The sequence below is a fragment of the Micromonospora marina genome (genome assembly GCF_900091565.1).
GTDB lineage: Bacteria > Actinomycetota > Actinomycetes > Mycobacteriales > Micromonosporaceae > Micromonospora > Micromonospora marina.
Genome location: NZ_FMCV01000002.1, coordinates 157435 through 174729 on the forward strand (window position 1 = coordinate 157435; position 17295 = coordinate 174729).

Sequence of the window (17295 nt, forward strand, 5' to 3'; positions counted from 1 at the left end):
TCCGATGCTGCTCTCCGACCGCGACCTGGTCTCCGAGATCAAGGCCGGCACGCTCGCGCTGGAGCCCTTCGAGCCCACGCTGGTGCAGCCGTCGAGCATCGACGTACGCCTGGACCGGCTGTTCCGGGTCTTCAACAACCACCTCTACACGCACATCGACCCGTCGATCCAGCAGGACGACCTGACGTCGGCGATCGACGTGGCCGACGGGCACCCGTTCGTGCTGCATCCGGGCGAGTTTGTCCTCGCCTCCACACTAGAAGTCATCACGTTGGGCAACCAACTTGCTGGACGCTTGGAGGGAAAGGCGCTCGCGCTCGACACGCCGGTGCCGACACCATCCGGCTGGACCAGCATGGGCGACCTCAAGGTCGGTGACCACGTCTTCGATGATCGCGGCCGCCCGGTACTGGTTCGTTCTGCCACTGAGGTCCTGTCTGGTCGCCCATGCTTTCGCGTCACATTCTCCGACGGAGAGTCGATCGTCGCCGACGCCGATCACCGCTGGATGACGACCACGCGGGTGGAGCGTAAGCGAATCGACCACGGAACGATGACCGGCGGGACGATCCGGACGACCGCGGAGATCGCCTCGGACCTTCACTACGGCGACGGCGAGGTCGAACACCAAGTCGCACTTGCCGAGCCAGTTCAATATCCCACCCGCGAGTTGCCCATCGATCCGTACGTGCTGGGCGCGTGGCTCGGCGACGGGACATCCGCCAACGCCGAGTTCGCCTGCGCCGACGAGCCGATCCTCGAGGAGATCCGACGGGCTGGCTACCCAGTGCGGAAGACCGGCGCCCCATCCGGCTACCGGATCGGTGGAACGGGCCATACCCGCGACGACAGCACCGGCAGGTTCATGCCCGACGACTCTCTCTCCAGCCGCCTCAGACGCCTTGGAGTGCTGGGGAACCAGCATGTGCCGCAGCTGTACCTGACCGCGGACACAAGTCAGCGCGTAGCCCTGCTACAGGGAATGATGGACGTCGATGGTTACGTCGATGACCGTGGTCGGTGTGAGTTCGTCAGCACCAGGGAACACCTGACGGACGCAGTGGTCGAACTGGCCGCCAGCCTCGGCCTTCGACCGGTCAAACGAAAGAAGCGGGCGATCCTCGACGGCGTCGACGAGGGCCCGGCGTACCAGGTGACGTTCACGCCACATGTTCCAGTTTTCCGGCTTCCTCGGAAACTGGCCAGGCAGAAGCTCGATCGCTTCCACCGATCTCGATCGATCGTCGCCGTGCAGCCGATGGAATCCGTACCTGTTCGCTGCATCGAGGTGAACGATCCGCGCGGCATGTTCCTCGCCGGGCGATCGTTCATTCCCACACACAACTCGAGCCTCGGACGGCTGGGCCTGCTGACCCACTCGACCGCCGGCTTCATCGACCCGGGCTTCTCCGGTCACGTCACGCTGGAGCTGTCGAACGTGGCGAATCTGCCGATCACGCTCTGGCCGGGCATGAAGATCGGCCAGCTCTGCATCTTCCGGCTCTCCTCGCCGGCCGAGCATCCGTACGGTTCGGCCGTCTACGGCTCGCGGTACCAGGGGCAGCGCGGACCGACGCCGAGCCGGTCCTGGCAGAGCTGGCGCACCTGGCCGACGCGCTGACGGCACCCACCGTTGTTAATAGGGGCCCCCTCCTATACCGGAGGCGTTAAGAGGGGGCCCTTCCTTACACGCGGCCGTAGCTGTTGATGTCGCCGTCGTCGACCCGCTTCATCGTGATGGGCTTGCCGGACTGCGAGGCGTGCACCACCCAGCCGTCGCCCACGTACATCGCCACGTGGTGCAGGTCGCCGTAGTAGAAGACGAGGTCACCGGCGCGTAGTTCGGCCCGGCTGACCCGCTTCGTCACGCCGTGCTGCTGGCGCGCGCTGTGCGGCAGTGAGACGCCGCCCTTGGCCCAGGCCGCCATGGTGAGGCCCGAGCAGTCGAAGTGGTCCGGCCCGGACGCGCCCCAGACGTAGATCTTGCCGATCTGCGCGCACGCGAACTTGACCGCCGCCCCGGCCGGGCCGCCGGGATAGCCGGCCGGGCACGGCGCCGGGCGCAGCGGGCCGCCGCCACCCTTGCCGTACACCTTGAGCCGCAGTTTCTCCAGCTTGGCGATATCGGCGTCGATCTGCTTCTTCTTCGCCGCGAGCTGGGCCTCGGTACGCGCCAGACCGGCGATCATCTCGTCCAGCGGCTTCTTCTTCGCCGCCAGCTCGTCGCGCAGCGCGGCGACGGAGCGCACCTGCTCGTGCTGGCGGTGCGCGAAGCGGTCGAGCAGTTCCAGGCCGTTGACCAGGTCGCCGGGTGAGCGGCTGCCCAGCAGCGCGTTCACGGTGGAGAGGTTGTCGCCCTTGTACGCGTCGGCGGCGAGCCCGCCGACCTGGCCGAGCGCGGCGTCCACCCGGGCTTCGAGGGGTGCGATCTGCCGGCCGAACGCGTCGGCCTGCTTGCGCCGCGCGGCGAGCTGCCCGCGTACGGTGTTCACCTGTTCGATGACCGGTTCGAGCTTGTTCCAGTCGCGGTCGATCTGAGCCTCGATCTCGGCGACCGAGGGTTCGGCGTGTGCCGCCGTGGCGCCGCCGGTCAGGACGACGGCGGTGCCCACGAGGGCGGCGAGAGCGGTGGTGAAGCGGGACCAGCGGGTACGCGGCACAGCCGTGGACCGGTCGACCGACCGGTTCGACGACGGCCGCGGGGCATGGAGTGCCACCGGGCGTCCGTACTCCTTCTTCCGTACCGCCTACCGGGTTAGCTGACGGATTCGGGCGGGAAGGGAGCCGCCCTACCGCATCGCTGCGGATTCACCCCAGGTACCTGGTTCCCCGGCTCGCCCGCAGGCGACTCGGCGGTGTCGGACCGTCACCGACCGGGTTGGACGGTGAGACGAGCGGCCGACGATTCCCCAGAGTAGGGACCACCGTTATCGATCCGCAACTTCCAGCGGCGTGACACTCCGTACGCGATCCGGGGCCACGCCCCGGGGCGGAGGCGAAGTCTTTCAAGGCTGATCGCCCACTGGAGAGCCGCCAGGGTGACTGGACGGCGATCTGGCACCTCGGCCAGAAGGCGTGGTTCCGCAACCCGGCCGCCGCGCCGATGGAGAAGTGGCACGCCGTACCGACCCGCCACCGCACACGCCGAAGGCCCCCGGTCCGTGACGGACCGGGGGCCTTCGGCGCTGGCAGAGCCTGTGTCAGCTGACCCGGACGAAGCCGGCGAGCGGCTGGGTGTTGATGCTCGACACCTGGACCGGTTTGCCGGTACGGGGCGCGTGCACCATCACCCCGTTGCCGAGATAGAGCCCGACGTGATGCAGGTCGGATCCGAAGAACACCAGGTCACCTGGGCGCGCCTCGGAGCGGGAGACCCGGCGACCCTCGTTCCACTGGGCGCCGGTGAAGTGGGTGAGCGAGATGCCCGCCGACTTGTACGCGTACTGGGTGAGGCCGGAGCAGTCGAACGAGTTCGGGCCGGTGGCGCCCCACACGTACGGGTCACCGACCTGGGCGCACGCCGTCTTGATGGCGGTCCGCGCGGCGCTGCTCACCACACCGTCGATCTTGGGGCAGCCCGCCGGGCGGATCGAGGTCACCGGGAGCATGGCGGTCAGCCGCTTGATCTCCGAGTCGATCTGCTTCTTCTTCGCCGCGAGATCGTTCTGCTGCTTGGTCTCCAGCGCGATCAGCGCGTCGAGCTTCTCCTTCTGCCTGTTGTACTCGTCGCGCACCTTGAGCACACTGGCGATCTGGCGGCGCTGGTCGTCGGCGATCCGGTCCAGCATGACCAGCTGCTCGGCCAGCGTGCCCGGCTTGGTGTTCACCAGCAGCGCGCCCAGCTCCTGCGACGGGCCCTGGATGTAGTACCGGGCCGCGATGTCGCCGACCTTGTTCATGGCGAGCGTGGAGGCCAGCTCCAGCGGCACCATCTTGTCCTTCAGCGCCTTGGACTTCTTCTGGTTGGTGCGGAGCTGCGAGCGGACCTTGTTGAACTGCTCGATGGTGGGTTCGAGCTGCTCCCACTGCTTGTCGATCTGCGCGTCGATCTCGTCCACCGACGGCGCCGCGTGCGCCGGGGCCGTCAGCATTCCGGCGCCGACCGCGGCGGCCGCGACCAGGGTGACCAGACGGCGTACCACCCGTCGGAACCCGGCCGGCCGGCCGGGTGGAGCGCTCGGGGCATGACGTTGAGGGGGCGTGGTTGCCACCGGCACGGACTCCTTTGCAACCGACCGCCGGGCGCCTCGCGAGAGGGAAGGTCGAGGCAGACGACCCACAGCGGTCGGTGCCTCACATTAGGGAAGGCGTCCGATGGAATCAAGGCGACCGTTTGTTCAATCACGTATCCGCAATCGGTTGCGCACCAAGGGTATTCAGCTCACCTACCGACGATGGATGCCAATACGTCGTCGAGCGTCACCACGCCCGTCAGCCGGCGCCCGGCGGCTCGCCCCGGCGTACCCGAACACGGCAGGGCCAGCGCGCCGGTGGTCCGGTCGTGCTCCTCGGCGTCCGGCAACACGGTCTTCACCGCGTCGGTCGCCTCCACCCGCCACCACCGCAGCACCTGCCGGGACGCCCACTTCATCCCAGCAGCAGCGGCGAGAAGAGCCGGGTCAGGGCGGGCTCGGCCAGGTAGCCGGTGAGCAACGCGGTGAGCGTGATGCCGAGCTGCGCGCCGGAGAGCTGGAACGACAGTTCGCGGTGTACGCCTCAGCTCGCGGCCGGCGCGACCTCCGGCTCACCGGCCGGGGCCTCGGGCTTGACCGAGCGCAGCAGCACGCTCGCCACGTCGACCACCTCGACGTCCTCGCCAGCGCCCTTGCCGTTCACGCCGTCGCTCAGCATCGTCGAGCAGAACGGGCAGCCGACCGCGATGGTCTTCGCCCCGGTGGACATGGCCTCCTCGACCCGGTCCACGTTGATCCGCTTGCCGATCTTCTCCTCCATCCACATCCGGGCACCGCCGGCGCCGCAGCAGAAGGAGCGCTCGCTGTTGCGCGGCATCTCGGTCAGCTCGCCCTGGATCGAGTCGCCGAGCACCTCACGCGGCGCGGCGAAGATCCGGTTGTGGCGGCCCAGGTAGCACGGGTCGTGATAGGTCACGCCGCCGTCGACCGGCTGCACCGGGGTGAGCTTGCCGGCGCTGACCAGGTGGGCCAGCAGCTGGGTGTGGTGCACGACCTCGAACTCACCGCCGAGCTGGCCGTACTCGTTGCCCAGCGTGTTGAAGCAGTGCGGGCAGGTGGCGACGATCTTGCGCTTGCTCTTCTCCCGGCCCTCGAACGCCTCGTTGAGCGTCTCGACGTTCTGCTGGGCCAGCATCTGGAAGACGAACTCGTTGCCGATCCGGCGCGCCGGGTCGCCGGAGCAGGTCTCGCCCTCACCGAGGATGGCGAACTTGACGCCCGCCTCGTTGAGCAGCGTGGCGACCGCCCGGGTGGTCTTCTTGGCCCGGTCCTCGAACGCGCCGGCGCAGCCGACCCAGAACAGGTACTCGAAGTCGTCGACCTCGCCGACGCGCGGCACCTCGAACCCGAGGCCCTTGGTCCAGTCCTCGCGGGTGTTCTGCGGGGCGCCCCACGGGTTGCCCTTGTTCTCCAGGTTGCGGAGCATGACGCCGGCCTCGGACGGGAAGCTCGACTCGATCAGCACCTGGTAGCGGCGCATGTCGACGATGTGGTCCACGTGCTCGATGTCCACCGGGCACTGCTCGACGCAGGCACCGCAGGTGGTGCAGGACCAGAGCACGTCCGGGTCGATGACACCGCCGGACTCGGCGGTGCCGATCAGCGGCCGGTCCGCCTCGGCCAGGGCCAGCACGTCCATGTGGGCGAGCTGCGCCTCGGTGGCCTTCTCCTCGCCGGTCAGGTCCTTGCCGCCGCCGGCCAGCAGGTACGGCGCCTTGGCGTACGCGTGGTCGCGCAGGCTCAGCACCAGCAGCTTCGGCGACAGCGGCTTGCCGGTGTTCCAGGCCGGGCACTGCGACTGGCAGCGACCGCACTCGGTGCAGGTGCTGAAGTCGAGCAGGCCCTTCCAGCTGAACTGCTCGACCTGGGCGACACCGAACTGGTCCTTCTCCGGGTCGGCCTCCTCGAAGTCCAGCGGCTTGCCCTCGCTGGTCATCGGGCGCAGCGGGCCCAGGCCGGAGCCGGCGGGCTTCTCCGGGTCGCGCTTGAAGAAGATGTTCGGGAAGGCCAGGAAGCGGTGCCAGGCCACGCCCATGGTGACGTTCAGCGAGATCACGATGAGCCAGGTCATCGAGATGGCGATCTTGATGAGCGCGGCGACGCTGACGCCCGCCTCCCAGTTCGGCAGAACCGAGCCGACCGCGTGGCTGAGCGGGGCGGCCCAGACCGGGTACTCGAAGTGGTCGGTGGCGACCTTGAAGCCGCGGATCACGAACCCGAAGATCAGGACCAGCAGGACGACCCACTCGACGAAGTAGCCCTGCCACATGGTCGAGCCGGTGAACCGGGAGCGGTTCTCCGCGCGGCCGGGCCGGTTGCGCAGGCGGATCACCATCAGCACTCCGATGCCGACCAGGCCGAGGATGCCGATCCACTCGGTGACCAGACCGAAGATCGTCCAGTGCCCGATAATCGGCAGCCCGCCGCCGGTCGAGACCACCTCGAAGTAGGCCTCCAGCACCAGCAGCGACAGCACGACGAAGCCGACCATCACGAACCAGTGGGCGGCGCCGACCACGCTCCACTTCAGCATGCGGGTGTGACCGGCGGTCTCCACCAGCATGGTCTTGGTACGCGCGCCCTTGTCGCCGAAGCGCTCCGGCGCGGGCTGGCCGAGCCGGATGACGGCTGTCATCTTCATGACCGCGCGCACCGCAAGCCACACCGCCACGGCGGTGATGGCGGCCGCGAGGATCGTGGTGACGATCTGGACGCTGCCCATCGAGTTGGCCTCCCGGTCTGCTGCTTGTCCGTAGCAGCCTACGCGCAAGGTTACCCAGCAGTAACGTGAGTCTTCTCGCACCAGGCCACGCCGCCCTGCGCACACCTTAGGTGCAGCGGCGTCGAAGCGCCGGGCAGGGGCGGCGTGGCGTGACCTACGCCGGGGTGGGGCAGCGCCGGATCAGCGCCAGCGGGAGAGCAGGATCAGCGACGAGACCATCGCGCCGAAGCCCACGGCGAGGTTCCAGTAACCCCAGCTGGCGACCGGGTACGCCTGCTCGGACAGGTAGTAGAGCACCAGCCAGCCGATGCCCACCACGATCAGCGTGACCGCGGTGACGGGCAGCCAGATCGGGCTAGGCTTGCGCGTCGACGCCGTCGCCGTCGGACGCACGTCCGTCGGCGGGGTGTACACCTTCTTCTTGCGGACCTGAGACTTGGGCACGACGCTCTCCAGAGGGGGGTACGACCTCGTCCGGCCTGACAACCGGGCGCGAGGGCGACGGTCCATGGCCAATAATGTTCGACAGCTAGCGTAGTCCCGACGGACCGTCCAGGCCACGAATGGGGCCAGGCCGGTGCACTCAGTAACCGGAAAGAGCGGACTTTCCGGGTCGAGCAGGTCGCCTCGCACCGGTGCGGACCGGAACGAGACGACGGGAAAGGGAACGCCCGGTGGAGTACACGTCCGGCGCCGCCTCCTGGCAGAAGGCCCTCCGCCGCGCGGCAGCCGCCCTGCTGCCCCGGCGCGCCCGCCAGCGCCGCCCCGGCTGGTCCGTCGGCGTACCCCTGATCGCCGCCGCGGCCGGCCTGCTCTTCACCACCACCGCCACCACCGCTGGCGGCACCTCCCTGCGCGAGGACCGCCGGCCCCAGCTCACCCAGCTGATCGAGGACCGCCGCGAGGAGGTCGCCGCCAGCGAGGCGAAGGCCGCCCGGCTCCGCGCCGAGGTGGAGGAGCAGACCGAAGCGCTCGCGGGCGCAGACGGGCCGATCAAGACCCAGCGGGACCGGGCCGCCGCCAGCCGGCAGGGCGCCGGATTCACCGCGCTCACCGGCAGCGGCGTGACCGTCGAGCTGAACGACGCCGACCGGCGGCCCGACCAGCCCCTGCCGAAGGGCGCCAGCAACGACGACCTGGTGGTGCACCAGGGCGACGTCCAGGCGGTCGTCAACGCGCTCTGGGCCGGCGGCGCGGAGGCCATGTCAATCATGAACGTCCGCGTGCTGAGCACCAGCGCGGTACGCTGCGTCGGTAACACCCTGCTGCTGCACGGCCGGGTGTACTCCCCTCCTTTCAAGATCGTGGCAATCGGCGATCCCGCGGAGCTCCAGCGGGCGCTCGCCGCCTCTGAGGGAGTGCGGGTGTTCAAGGAAGTGGCCGACCACTACCAACTCGGGTACGTCGAACGCGTCTCCACGGTCAGCGTGCCGGCGTTCGAGGACTCCACCGCGTTGCAGTCGGCGACGGTGCCCCGGTGACCGGCGGCGACCCCCGGGAACGCACCGGCCACGACCGCCAGGAAGAGCCGACCGCGTTCCTCCCCCGGGTCGAGCGTCCGGCCCCGGCGTCGCCGCCCCCGCTCGACCTGCCGTGGCCCGACGCCGGTCCGGCCCACACCTCCCCGGCCCGACGCGGCCCGGACACCCGGCCGCCCGTCCCGCCGCCCGCCGCCCCGCCACAGGCCGCGCCGCCCCGGACCGCCCAGCCGCCCGTCGCTCCGCCGCCGACGTGGCCGGGCGGTCAGGGGCACCAGCAGACGGGCACCCCCCGCGCCGAGGACGGCCTCCGGTTCCGCCCCCCGGCGAGCGAGCTTCCCCCCGGGGGTACGCCCCACCCGGCCGGCCCGGCGCACCACGGCCCCGCACACCACGGCCCGGCGGACCACGGACCGGCGTACCGGGGTGGTTCCGCCACCCCCGGGATGCGCCCCGCGGCGCCCGCCGACGTACCACCCCCGCCGGGTGAGCGTCCCCCGCGACCGGGACCGTACGGGCCGGCGGCGCAGCAGCACCCCGTCCGCCATCCCACCGGAGGAGCGATCCCGCCCGAGCGCGGTGGTCGCGGTGGACAGCCGCCGCAGACCGGCGCCCGCCCGTGGGAGACCGGCGGACGCCCGCCGGAGGACGGTAGCCGCCCGGCAGGGGGTGAGGGACGGCCGCCCGGCGTACCCCCTCTCGGCGGGCCGGCCGGCGCGGACCGGACGCCTCCCGTCGATCCCGGAGCCACGGCGGTGCTGCCCGCCGTCAACCGCCCGCCTGCGGACCCCCGGATGGACGCCACCGGGCTGATGGGCGCGGTGCCCCCGGCGCCGGACACCGGCGACGGCGGCGCGGAGCCGCCCGCCGAGCCGCCCCGCCCCCGGCGCGGCGAGCGGGTGGTGCAGTTGCGACCCGAGCAGACCGGCGAGGGATACCGCAGCGTCTACTCCGAGCTGACCCGCCCGACCGTCGGCTCCCGGCTGCGCACCGTCGTGCGGGGCACCGGCGAGCTGCTGATCACCTTCGGCCTGGTGGTGCTCCTCTTCGCCGGGTACGAGATCTGGGGCAAGGCGGTCATCGTCGAGGCCCACCAGAGCGACCTGAACAGCCAGCTCGCCCAGGAGTGGAGCGCGGCCGCGGACCCGACTGTCGGCCCGACCACCGCTCCGACGGTGAAGCCGAAGCCACCGGCCAAGGGGAGGCCGGTCGCCGGCCTCTACATCCCCAAGTTCGACAAGCACTGGGTCGTGGTCGAGGGGGTCAGCCCGGAGGACATCCGGTACGCCCCCGGCCGCTATCCGGACAGCGCCATGCCCGGCGAGGTGGGCAACTTCTCCGTCGCCGGCCACCGGATCCGCTCCACGTTCTGGCGGCTGGACGAGATGAAGTCCGGCGACGCCATAGTGGTCGAGACCAAAACCGAGTGGCTCGTCTACCGGGTCTACCAGCAGCGGATCGTCAAGCCGTCCCAGGTCGAGGTGGTCGCGCCGGTGCCGGGCAAGCCAGGCCGGAAGCCCACCGAGAAGCTGCTCACGCTCACCACCTGCAACCCGAAGTTCGACAACTACGAGCGGCTGATCATCCATGCCCGGCTGGACGACGTCCAGGCCAAGTCGGCGGGCCGCCCGGCCGAACTGGAGACGTGAACCGTGTACTCGTGGATCTGGCGGAAACTGCCGTTCGGGCTGCCCGGCAAGCTGATCGGCTCGCTGATGCTGGCCACCGCCACCGTCGCGCTGCTCTGGCTCGTGGTCTTCCCGTGGGCCGAACCGCTCCTGCCCTTCGACGACGTGCAGGTCACCCAGGACTCCGGCGTGCCGGGTGACGGTGGGATCACCGAACCGACCGGGCTGCCCGGCGAGGAGGAGCTGCCGTACAGCACCGAGACGAACAACGCCCCACCCTCCACCCCGAACAGGTGACACCGATGCGCGTACTGGTGATCGACAACTACGACTCGTTCGTCTTCAACCTCGTGCAGTACCTGGGCCAGCTCGGCGCGGACTGCGAGGTGCGGCGCAACGACGAGATCGACGTCGCCGACGTGGGCCGGGCCGGTGCCGCCGGTGTCCTGCTGTCGCCCGGCCCCGGCAGCCCGGACCGGGCCGGCATCTGCCTGGACGTGATCCGCGAGTACGCCGGCAAGCTTCCGATCTTCGGTGTCTGCCTCGGTCACCAGGCGATCGGCGAGGCGTTCGGCGCGACTGTCGCCCGCGCGCCGGAACTGCTGCACGGCAAGACCTCGGAGGTACGCCACGACGGTGTGGGCGTGCTCGCCGGGCTGCCCGATCCGTTCACCGCCACCCGCTACCACTCGCTGGCCGTCCTGCCCGAGACGCTTCCCGACGAGCTGGAGGTCACCGGCCGGACCGCCTCCGGCGTGGTGATGGCGATGCGGCACCGCACGCTGCCGATCGAGGGCGTGCAGTTCCACCCCGAGTCGGTGCTGACCGAGGGCGGTCACCTGATGCTGGCGAACTGGCTGGCCGCCTGCGGCTTCCCGGCGGCGCTGGAGCGCGCCCCGGAGCTGACCGCCGAGGTGGACGCCCGCCGCCGAGCCGCCTTCACCCCGGCCTGACCCCCCGCCCCGCACCCCCGCCCCGCCCTTGCGCCGACTGATCATGAAGTTTGCGGGGACAAATCGGGCGTCCACTGCCGCCAACTTCATGATCGACGGAGAAATGGGCGCGGCGGCCAGCGGCGTCAGCGGTCGGTACGGGTCGGGGCCACCGGCGGGAACGGGAAGCCACTGCCGCCGCCGTTGCCGCCGCCATCGTCGCCCGGTGTGCTCGGGGACGGGCTGGGGGTGGCGCTCGGTGTCGGGCTGGTCGGCTCCTCCTCCTCGCGCGGCACGTCGACCTCGATGGTCACCCGCTCGCCCTTGGCCAAGCTGGTTCCGGCGCGGGGCGACTGGCTGCTGACCTTGCCCGCGTCGGACGGGTCGACCTCGTTCCCCTCCTCGACCCGGACCTCGTAGCCGGCCTCCTCGAGCCGCTGCGTCGCCTGGTCCTCGGTGTAGCCGCGGACGTTCGGCACCTCGCTGACGTTGCCCCTGGAGACCTTGAGCGTCACCTTGCTGCCCTCGGCGACCGCGCTGCCCTCCTTCGGCGAGACGTCGACGACCTGGTCCTTCGGCGCGCTGTCGTTCACTTCCTCCACCACGGGAACGAGATTCTGCTCCTGCAGGCGCGTCTGCGCGGCACCCACGGTGCTGCCCTTCAGGCCGGTGGGGATGTTCACCTGGCCCGGGCCGGTGCAGACGTTGACGGTGACCTCGGTGTTCTTCTCCACCCGCTGGCCGAAGGACGGGCTCTGGTCGACCACCGAGCCCTTCTCGCACGTGGTGTTCTGCACCGGGTCACCGTCTGTGAACCGCAGCCCGGCCTGGGTGAGCGCCGCCTGCGCCTCGGCCTGCGTACGGCCCACCAACTGCGGCACCGACACCTTCTCGTTGCCCGCCTGGTTGAGCCAGAGCGCGGTGCCGAGCGCGATCACCGCGAGCACGCCGAGTGCGGCGAACGAAGCGATGACCCAGGACGAACTCTTGCGCTTGCCCGGGTCACCGACCCGCGCCACCGGCTGCTGGCGGGTCTGCGGGCCCATCATCTGGGTCTGCTGCGCCTGGTGGTAGCCGCCCGCGGCGGCGCCCATCGGCATGGTCTCCTCAGCCGGCATCACCGGGGTGGCGAGCACCGGCCGCCCGGCGGCGGCACGGAGCAGGTCCGCCCGCATCTCACCGGCGCTCTGGTAGCGGTTGAGCGGGTTCTTCGACAACGCCTTGAGCACGATGGCGTCGACGGCGGGGTTGACATCCGGGTTGATCGTGCTCGGCGTCGGCGGCTGTTCCCGTACGTGCTGGTACGCGACGCTGACCGGGCTGTCCCCGACGAACGGCGGGTGGCCGCAGAGCAGCTCGAACAGCACGCAGCCGGCCGCGTAGACGTCGGAGCGGGCGTCGACCGCCTCGCCGCGCGCCTGCTCGGGCGAGAGGTATTGCGCGGTGCCGATGACCGCGCTGGTCTGCGTCATCGTGGTGGCGCCGCTGGCCAGCGCCCGGGCGATGCCGAAGTCCATCACCTTGACCTGGCCGGTCTGGGTGAGCATCACGTTCCCGGGCTTGATGTCCCGGTGGATGATCCCGTGCCGGTGGCTGAACTCCAGCGCCGCGCACATGTCGGCGCAGATCTCTAGCGCCCGCCGCGGCTGGAGTCGCCCCTCGACGCCGAGGACCTCCTTGAGGGTCCGGCCGTTGACGAACTCCATGACGATGAACGGCAGGGTCTCGCCCGTGGGGCCGGTCTCCTCGCCGGTGTCGTAGACGGCGACGATGGCCGGGTGGTTGAGCGAGGCGGCGTTCTGCGCCTCCCGGCGGAACCGCATCTGGAAGGTGGCATCCCGGGCCAGATCGGCACGGAGCATCTTGATCGCGACATCCCGCCCGAGCCGGAGGTCACGGCCGCGGTGCACCTCGGCCATGCCGCCGTAGCCCAGCAGCTCGCCGACCTGATACCTGCCACCGAGCAGGCGGGCCTGCGCTGTCATCGCGTCTCTCGTCCTTCGCTCGTCGTCGTACCGCCGCCGGCCGACAGGAGGCGTACCTCACGACGGTACGACGTGCGGACCGGATAGTCGCCTCCGTACGCCTGCACCGCGCCGGAGGTAACGCTCACACTCGCCGGAGCGGCTGCGGTACCACCGTATTTCCGGTACAGGAACGAAATCACGCCCGAGCAGAGGATGACCAGTACGGCCACCACGATCGCCGTCGTCCACAGCCCGGACCGGGAGCGCCGGGGCGCAGCGGCGGCGGGTGGTCGCGCGTACCCCAGGGGGGTGTGCGGGGGCACGGGGCGTGGCTGCGGTACGGGGGCCGCGCCGCGCGGTGCCACCGGTGGGCGGGGCTGCGGGGCGGGATGCGCGATCACGGCCGGGCGCGGTGCCGCGACCGGCGGGCGGGCCGGCGACACGGGTGGCCGGGGCTGCGGGCGCGGGGCCGCGGCCGGCGGCTGCGGGCGCGGAGCGGCCGTCGGCACCTGCGCCCGCGCGACCGGTGCGGCCGGCGAGGCGGGTACGCCGGAGATCGGGCGTCCGGAGCGGGCCGCCTGCGAGAGCGCGAGTTTGGCCTGCCGGGCGATGCTCGCCAGCGCGGCGGCGCTCGGCCAGCGGGCGGCCGGATCCTTCGCCATGGCCCGATCGACGATCGCCCGGACCTGCGGCGGGATGTCGGCCGGAAGCGGCCGGGGCGCGTCCCGTACGTGCTTCATGGCGATTTCGAGGGGGTTGTCCCCTTCGAACGGACGGCGGCCGGCCAGGCACTGGTACGCGACCACGCCCAGCGCGTAGACGTCCGAGGCGGGGGTGGCGACAGCGCCGGTGGCCTGCTCCGGCGAAATGTACGAGGCGGTGCCGAGCACCGAGCCGGCGGCGGTGAGCTGGCCGACCAACTCCGAGCGGGCGATGCCGAAGTCGGTGAGCACGAGCGTGCCGTTCGGCCGGACCAGCAGGTTGCCGGGCTTCACGTCGCGGTGCACGATGCCCTTCTCGTGCGCCGCGTGCAACGCGTCGGCGGCCTGCGCCAGCAGCGCCATCGTGCGGGCCGGGGTCAGCCGCCCGACCCGGCTGAGCGTGGCCGAGAGCGCGTCGCCCTCGACGTACTCCATCACCAGGAACGCGATGTGCTGGTCGCTGCCGAAGTCGTAGACGTCGACCACGCCCGGGTGGTTGATGGTGGCCATGGTCCGGGCCTCGCCGCGGAACCGCTCGGCGAAGCCGGGTTCGTCGAGCAGCGCCGGGAGCAGGCTCTTGACCGCGACGGTACGACCCAGCACCTGGTCGGTGCCGCGCCACACGTCGCCCATGCCACCGCTGGCGATCCGCTCGTCGAGGCGGTAGCGGTTGCCGAGCTTCACTCCCGGGCCGAGCACGTCAGCGCCTCCCGGAGTCGGCGATCGCCGCCGCCATGATCCGGCCGGCGATGCGGGCCGCCTCGGCGCTGCCGCCGCTGCCCGCCTGCTCCAGCTCGACGCAGACCGCGGAGAGCGGCGTGCCGTCCTTGTCCAGCGCGAAGCCGATGAACCAGCCGTGGTCCGGGGTGTTCGGGCCGGACTCGGCGGTACCGGTCTTGCCGCCGACGACGAAGCCGTCGATGGCGGCCCGGCGACCGGTGCCCTCCTTCACCACGTTCTGCATCATGTCGCGCAGGTCGGCGGCGACCTGACCGCTGATCGGGCGGCGCAGCTCGCGCGGCTGGGCGGCGTCGTAGACGGTGGTGCGGTCCGGCCCGAGCAGTTGCTTGACGAGGTAGGGACGCATCTGCTTGCCGTCGTTGTTGGCCACCGCGGCGGCGATCAGCGCGCCCTGCAGCGGCGTCATCCGCACGTTGTTCTGGCCGATCGACGACTGCGCCAGCGCGGCCTGGTCGGTGCTGCCGTCCGGGTTCTGCATGTCGCCGGTGCGGCTGGCCGCCACCGGGAGGCCACCCTCGCCGAGTTGGCCGACGGTGAGGTCGTCCTGCTCGAAGCCGAACTGCTTCGCCTTCTCCTTGACCTTGTCGGCGCCGAGCCGCACGCCGAGCTGGGCGAAGCCGGTGTTGCAGGACTCGGTGACCGCCTCCCGCAGCGTCACCTGCGACTCGGGGCAGATCGACGGCGCGGCGTTGCGAATCGGCTGACCGGCGCCGGGCGCGGTGTAGCTGGAGCCGGCCGGGATGCGGGTCTGCTGCCCGACGCCGTTCTCCAGCGCCGCCGCCGCCATGATGATCTTGAAGGTGGAGCCCGGCGGCAGCGTCTCGGACAACGCCCGGTTCGCCAGCGGCCGCTCCTTGTCCTTCTCCAGCGTGTTGTACGCCCGGTCCGCCTCGGTGCTGTTGTGACTCGCCAGCGGGTTCGGGTCGAAGCTCGGCATCGAGACCAGCGCCTGCACCGCGCCGGTACGCGGATCGATCGCGATGGCCGCGCCCTTGGTCGCGCCGACCTCGTTGTCGTTGAGCTGCTTGAACGCCGTCTCCTGGGCCCGCTTGGAGAGCGTCAGCAGCACGTTGCCGCCACCGGTCTCGTCACCGGTGAACATGTCCTTGATCCGGCTGGCGATGAGCGCGTCGCTGGTGCCGGCCAGGAAGTCGTTCTCCAGCCGCTCGATGCCGCTCGCGCTGCCGTTGACCGGCTTCCAGCCGAGCACGTGCGCGTACATCGCCCCACCCGGGTAGGTGCGCTGGTACTTCAGCTCACCGCCGGTCTCCTTGCTGAGCGCGTACGCGGTGCCGCCGACCTCGATGTTGCCGCGCTTGCGGTCGTACTCGGCAACCTGGACGCGGCCGTTGTAGTCGCTGTTGCGGTACTCGTCGGCCTTGTAGGCCTGAATCCAGTTCAGGTTCGCGAACAGCAGTCCGAACAGGACGATCACGACAACGCCGACGCGGCGCAGGGGGGCGTTCACGGCCGGATCACCTCCGTCTGGGCGCCGTGCAACTGCTCGGGCGGGCCGCCGGCGGGCCGGGCCGCCGGGCCACCACCGCCGGTCACCGGACGGCGGGCGCCGTCGGAGACCCGCAGCAGCACGGCGATCAGCAGCCAGTTCGCCATCAGCGAGGAGCCACCGGCGGACAGGAACGGGGTGGTCTGACCGGTCAGCGGGATGAGCTTGCTGATGCCGCCGACGATGACGAAGACCTGGAGGCCCAGCGTGAACGCCAGACCGCCGGCGAGCAGCTTGCCGAACGAGTCCCGCACCGCCAGCGCGGCGCGCAGGCCCCGCTCCACGATCAGCAGGTAGATCACCAGCAGCGCGGAGAGACCGAACAGCCCGATCTCCTCACCGATGCCGGCGAAGATGAAGTCGGTCTGCACCTCGGGCAGCAGCGTCGGCTGACCTCCGCCCGGCCCGGCCCCGAACAGGCCGCCGGTGCCGAGCGTGAGCAGGCCCTGCACCAGCTGGTAACCCCTGTCGTACGGCTCGGCGAACGGGTCCAGCCAGATCTGCGCCCGGTCGTAGAAGTTGGCGAACGGGCCACCCACGGTGCTACCCAGAACGTACGCCAGGTAGGCGCCGCCGAAGAACAGGATCAGGCCGATCAGCAGCCAGCTGACCCGCTCGGTGGCGATGTAGAGCGTCACCACGAACATGCCGAAGTAGAGCAGCGACGTGCCCAGGTCCTTCTCGAAGATCAGGACCAGGAGGCTGACGATCCACACCACGAGCACCGGGCCGAGGTCGCGCCCGCGCGGGAAGTCGATGCCGAGCACCCGCCGGCTGGCGAGCGAGAGCACCTCGCGTTTACGCACCAGGTAGTAGGCGAAGAACGTGAGCAGGGCCAGCTTCGCGAACTCACCCGGCTGGATCTGCCCCAACCCGGGCACGATGATCCAGAGCTTGGCGCCGTTGATCTCGGAGAACCGCGACGGCAGCATCGCCGGGATCATCACCAGGACGATGCCGGCCAGGCCCAGGGTGTACGCGTACCGGGACAGCGAACGGTGGTCCCGCATGACCGCCAGCAGCCCGGCGGCGAGCACCACGGCGGCCAGCGTCCAGGCGAGCTGCCGGCCGCCGGTGCCGGCGAAAATGGCCAGGTCCTCCCGTTCGGCGGGCGCGGCCTTGGCCAGGTCGTACCGCCGCAGGAAGCCGACGCCGATGCCGTTGAGCAGCGCCACCGCCGGCAGCAGCGCCGGATCGGCGTACGGCGCCAGCCAGCGGATCACCAGGTGCAGGCCGAGGAAGACCAGTCCCAGCGCGGCAGCCGGGATCCAGAAGTCGGACGTGATCGTGTCCAGCGCCTTCGCCTCGACCATCGCCGCGTACGCGGCCACGAGCACCATGGCGAGCAGGAGCAGGGACAGCTCGGCGTTACGCCGGGACCGGGCCAGGCGCACGCCGGACTGCTCGCCCGTCGAAGCGGGCGAGG

At 70.9% G+C, this 17295-nt stretch carries 13 protein-coding genes, 3 pseudogenes and 1 riboswitch; of the genes and pseudogenes, 7 read left to right on the forward strand and 9 right to left on the reverse strand.

What is annotated here, in order from left to right:
- Window positions 1-4: 4 nt before the first annotated feature.
- The 3 pseudogenes from GA0070215_RS03300 to dcd all read left to right on the forward strand — a co-directional run.
- A pseudogene (locus tag GA0070215_RS03300) lies at window positions 5-310 on the forward strand (dCTP deaminase); the annotation flags it as partial.
- A 555-nt stretch (window positions 311-865) separates the two neighbouring features.
- Window positions 866-1150: pseudogene (locus GA0070215_RS29630) on the forward strand (hypothetical protein); the annotation flags it as partial.
- Between the two features lie 153 nt (window positions 1151-1303).
- Window positions 1304-1621: pseudogene (dcd, locus tag GA0070215_RS03305) on the forward strand (dCTP deaminase); the annotation flags it as partial.
- A 64-nt stretch (window positions 1622-1685) separates the two neighbouring features.
- Here dcd and GA0070215_RS03310 read toward each other — a convergent pair.
- From GA0070215_RS03310 to GA0070215_RS03330, 5 genes are all read right to left on the reverse strand, one after another.
- Entirely contained in the window at window positions 1686-2717 is a 1032-nt protein-coding gene (locus tag GA0070215_RS03310; RefSeq protein WP_091041622.1) for a C40 family peptidase, read from the reverse strand.
- A 13-nt stretch (window positions 2718-2730) separates the two neighbouring features.
- Window positions 2731-2865, reverse strand: a riboswitch (cyclic di-AMP (ydaO/yuaA leader).
- A 335-nt stretch (window positions 2866-3200) separates the two neighbouring features.
- Window positions 3201-4211: a C40 family peptidase gene (locus GA0070215_RS03315; RefSeq protein WP_026267909.1), complete on the reverse strand. Its 1011-nt coding sequence runs from the start codon at window positions 4209-4211 to the stop codon at window positions 3201-3203.
- 170 nt (window positions 4212-4381) lie between these two features.
- Window positions 4382-4591, reverse strand: coding sequence for a hypothetical protein (locus GA0070215_RS03320; RefSeq protein ID WP_091041626.1), 210 nt, complete (start codon window positions 4589-4591; stop codon window positions 4382-4384).
- 125 nt (window positions 4592-4716) lie between these two features.
- Window positions 4717-6915, reverse strand: a complete 2199-nt coding sequence (locus tag GA0070215_RS03325) for a (Fe-S)-binding protein (protein WP_091041630.1) — start codon at window positions 6913-6915, stop codon at window positions 4717-4719.
- A 180-nt stretch (window positions 6916-7095) separates the two neighbouring features.
- Window positions 7096-7359, reverse strand: coding sequence for a cell division protein CrgA (locus tag GA0070215_RS03330; protein ID WP_018785565.1), 264 nt, complete (start codon window positions 7357-7359; stop codon window positions 7096-7098).
- A gap of 230 nt (window positions 7360-7589) precedes the next feature.
- On the opposite strand from GA0070215_RS03330, the gene GA0070215_RS03335 reads away from it, so the two are divergent.
- The 4 genes from GA0070215_RS03335 to GA0070215_RS03350 are packed head-to-tail and all read left to right on the forward strand — an operon-like array spanning window position 7590 to window position 10974.
- Window positions 7590-8396 carry a DUF881 domain-containing protein gene (locus GA0070215_RS03335; protein WP_018785566.1) on the forward strand — a complete coding sequence of 269 codons (807 nt, stop codon included), beginning with the start codon at window positions 7590-7592 and terminating at the stop codon, window positions 8394-8396.
- Window positions 8393-10042 carry a class E sortase gene (locus GA0070215_RS28830; protein ID WP_167361472.1) on the forward strand — a complete coding sequence of 550 codons (1650 nt, stop codon included), beginning with the start codon at window positions 8393-8395 and terminating at the stop codon, window positions 10040-10042. Before GA0070215_RS03335 ends, GA0070215_RS28830 begins: the two co-directional genes overlap by 4 nt.
- A 3-nt stretch (window positions 10043-10045) precedes the next feature.
- Entirely contained in the window at window positions 10046-10318 is a 273-nt protein-coding gene (locus tag GA0070215_RS03345) for a hypothetical protein (RefSeq protein WP_018785568.1), read from the forward strand.
- Between the two features lie 5 nt (window positions 10319-10323).
- A complete protein-coding gene (locus GA0070215_RS03350; RefSeq protein WP_018785569.1) occupies window positions 10324-10974 on the forward strand; it encodes an aminodeoxychorismate/anthranilate synthase component II in 651 nt (216 codons plus the stop codon).
- A 125-nt stretch (window positions 10975-11099) separates the two neighbouring features.
- On the opposite strand, the gene pknB is transcribed toward GA0070215_RS03350, so the two are convergent.
- From pknB to GA0070215_RS03370, 4 genes are read right to left on the reverse strand one after another with little or no spacing between them, the layout of a single operon-like run.
- Entirely contained in the window at window positions 11100-12938 is a 1839-nt protein-coding gene (gene pknB / locus GA0070215_RS03355; protein ID WP_018785570.1) for a Stk1 family PASTA domain-containing Ser/Thr kinase, read from the reverse strand.
- Window positions 12935-14320, reverse strand: coding sequence for a serine/threonine-protein kinase (locus GA0070215_RS03360; protein ID WP_091041634.1), 1386 nt, complete (start codon window positions 14318-14320; stop codon window positions 12935-12937). Before GA0070215_RS03360 ends, pknB begins: the two co-directional genes overlap by 4 nt.
- A gap of 1 nt (window position 14321) precedes the next feature.
- Complete coding sequence (locus GA0070215_RS03365; RefSeq protein WP_091041638.1) at window positions 14322-15830, reverse strand: peptidoglycan D,D-transpeptidase FtsI family protein; 1509 nt, start codon at window positions 15828-15830, stop codon at window positions 14322-14324.
- The gene (locus GA0070215_RS03370) at window positions 15827-17263 is read right to left on the reverse strand and encodes an FtsW/RodA/SpoVE family cell cycle protein (RefSeq protein ID WP_377469233.1); all 1437 of its coding nucleotides are present in this window, start codon (window positions 17261-17263) and stop codon (window positions 15827-15829) included. The genes GA0070215_RS03365 and GA0070215_RS03370 overlap by 4 nt, the downstream gene beginning before the upstream one ends.
- Window positions 17264-17295 lie beyond the last annotated feature (32 nt).

Bases quoted from the DNA above. Each gene is read 5' to 3' on its own strand.
- GA0070215_RS03320 (WP_091041626.1), bottom strand. From the start codon at position 4,591: ATGAAGTGGGCGTCCCGGCAGGTGCTGCGGTGGTGGCGGGTGGAGGCG.
- GA0070215_RS03325 (WP_091041630.1), bottom strand. From the start codon at position 6,915: ATGGGCAGCGTCCAGATCGTCACCACGATCCTCGCGGCCGCCATCACC.
- GA0070215_RS03350 (WP_018785569.1), top strand. From the start codon at position 10,324: ATGCGCGTACTGGTGATCGACAACTACGACTCGTTCGTCTTCAACCTC.
- pknB (WP_018785570.1), bottom strand. From the start codon at position 12,938: ATGACAGCGCAGGCCCGCCTGCTCGGTGGCAGGTATCAGGTCGGCGAG.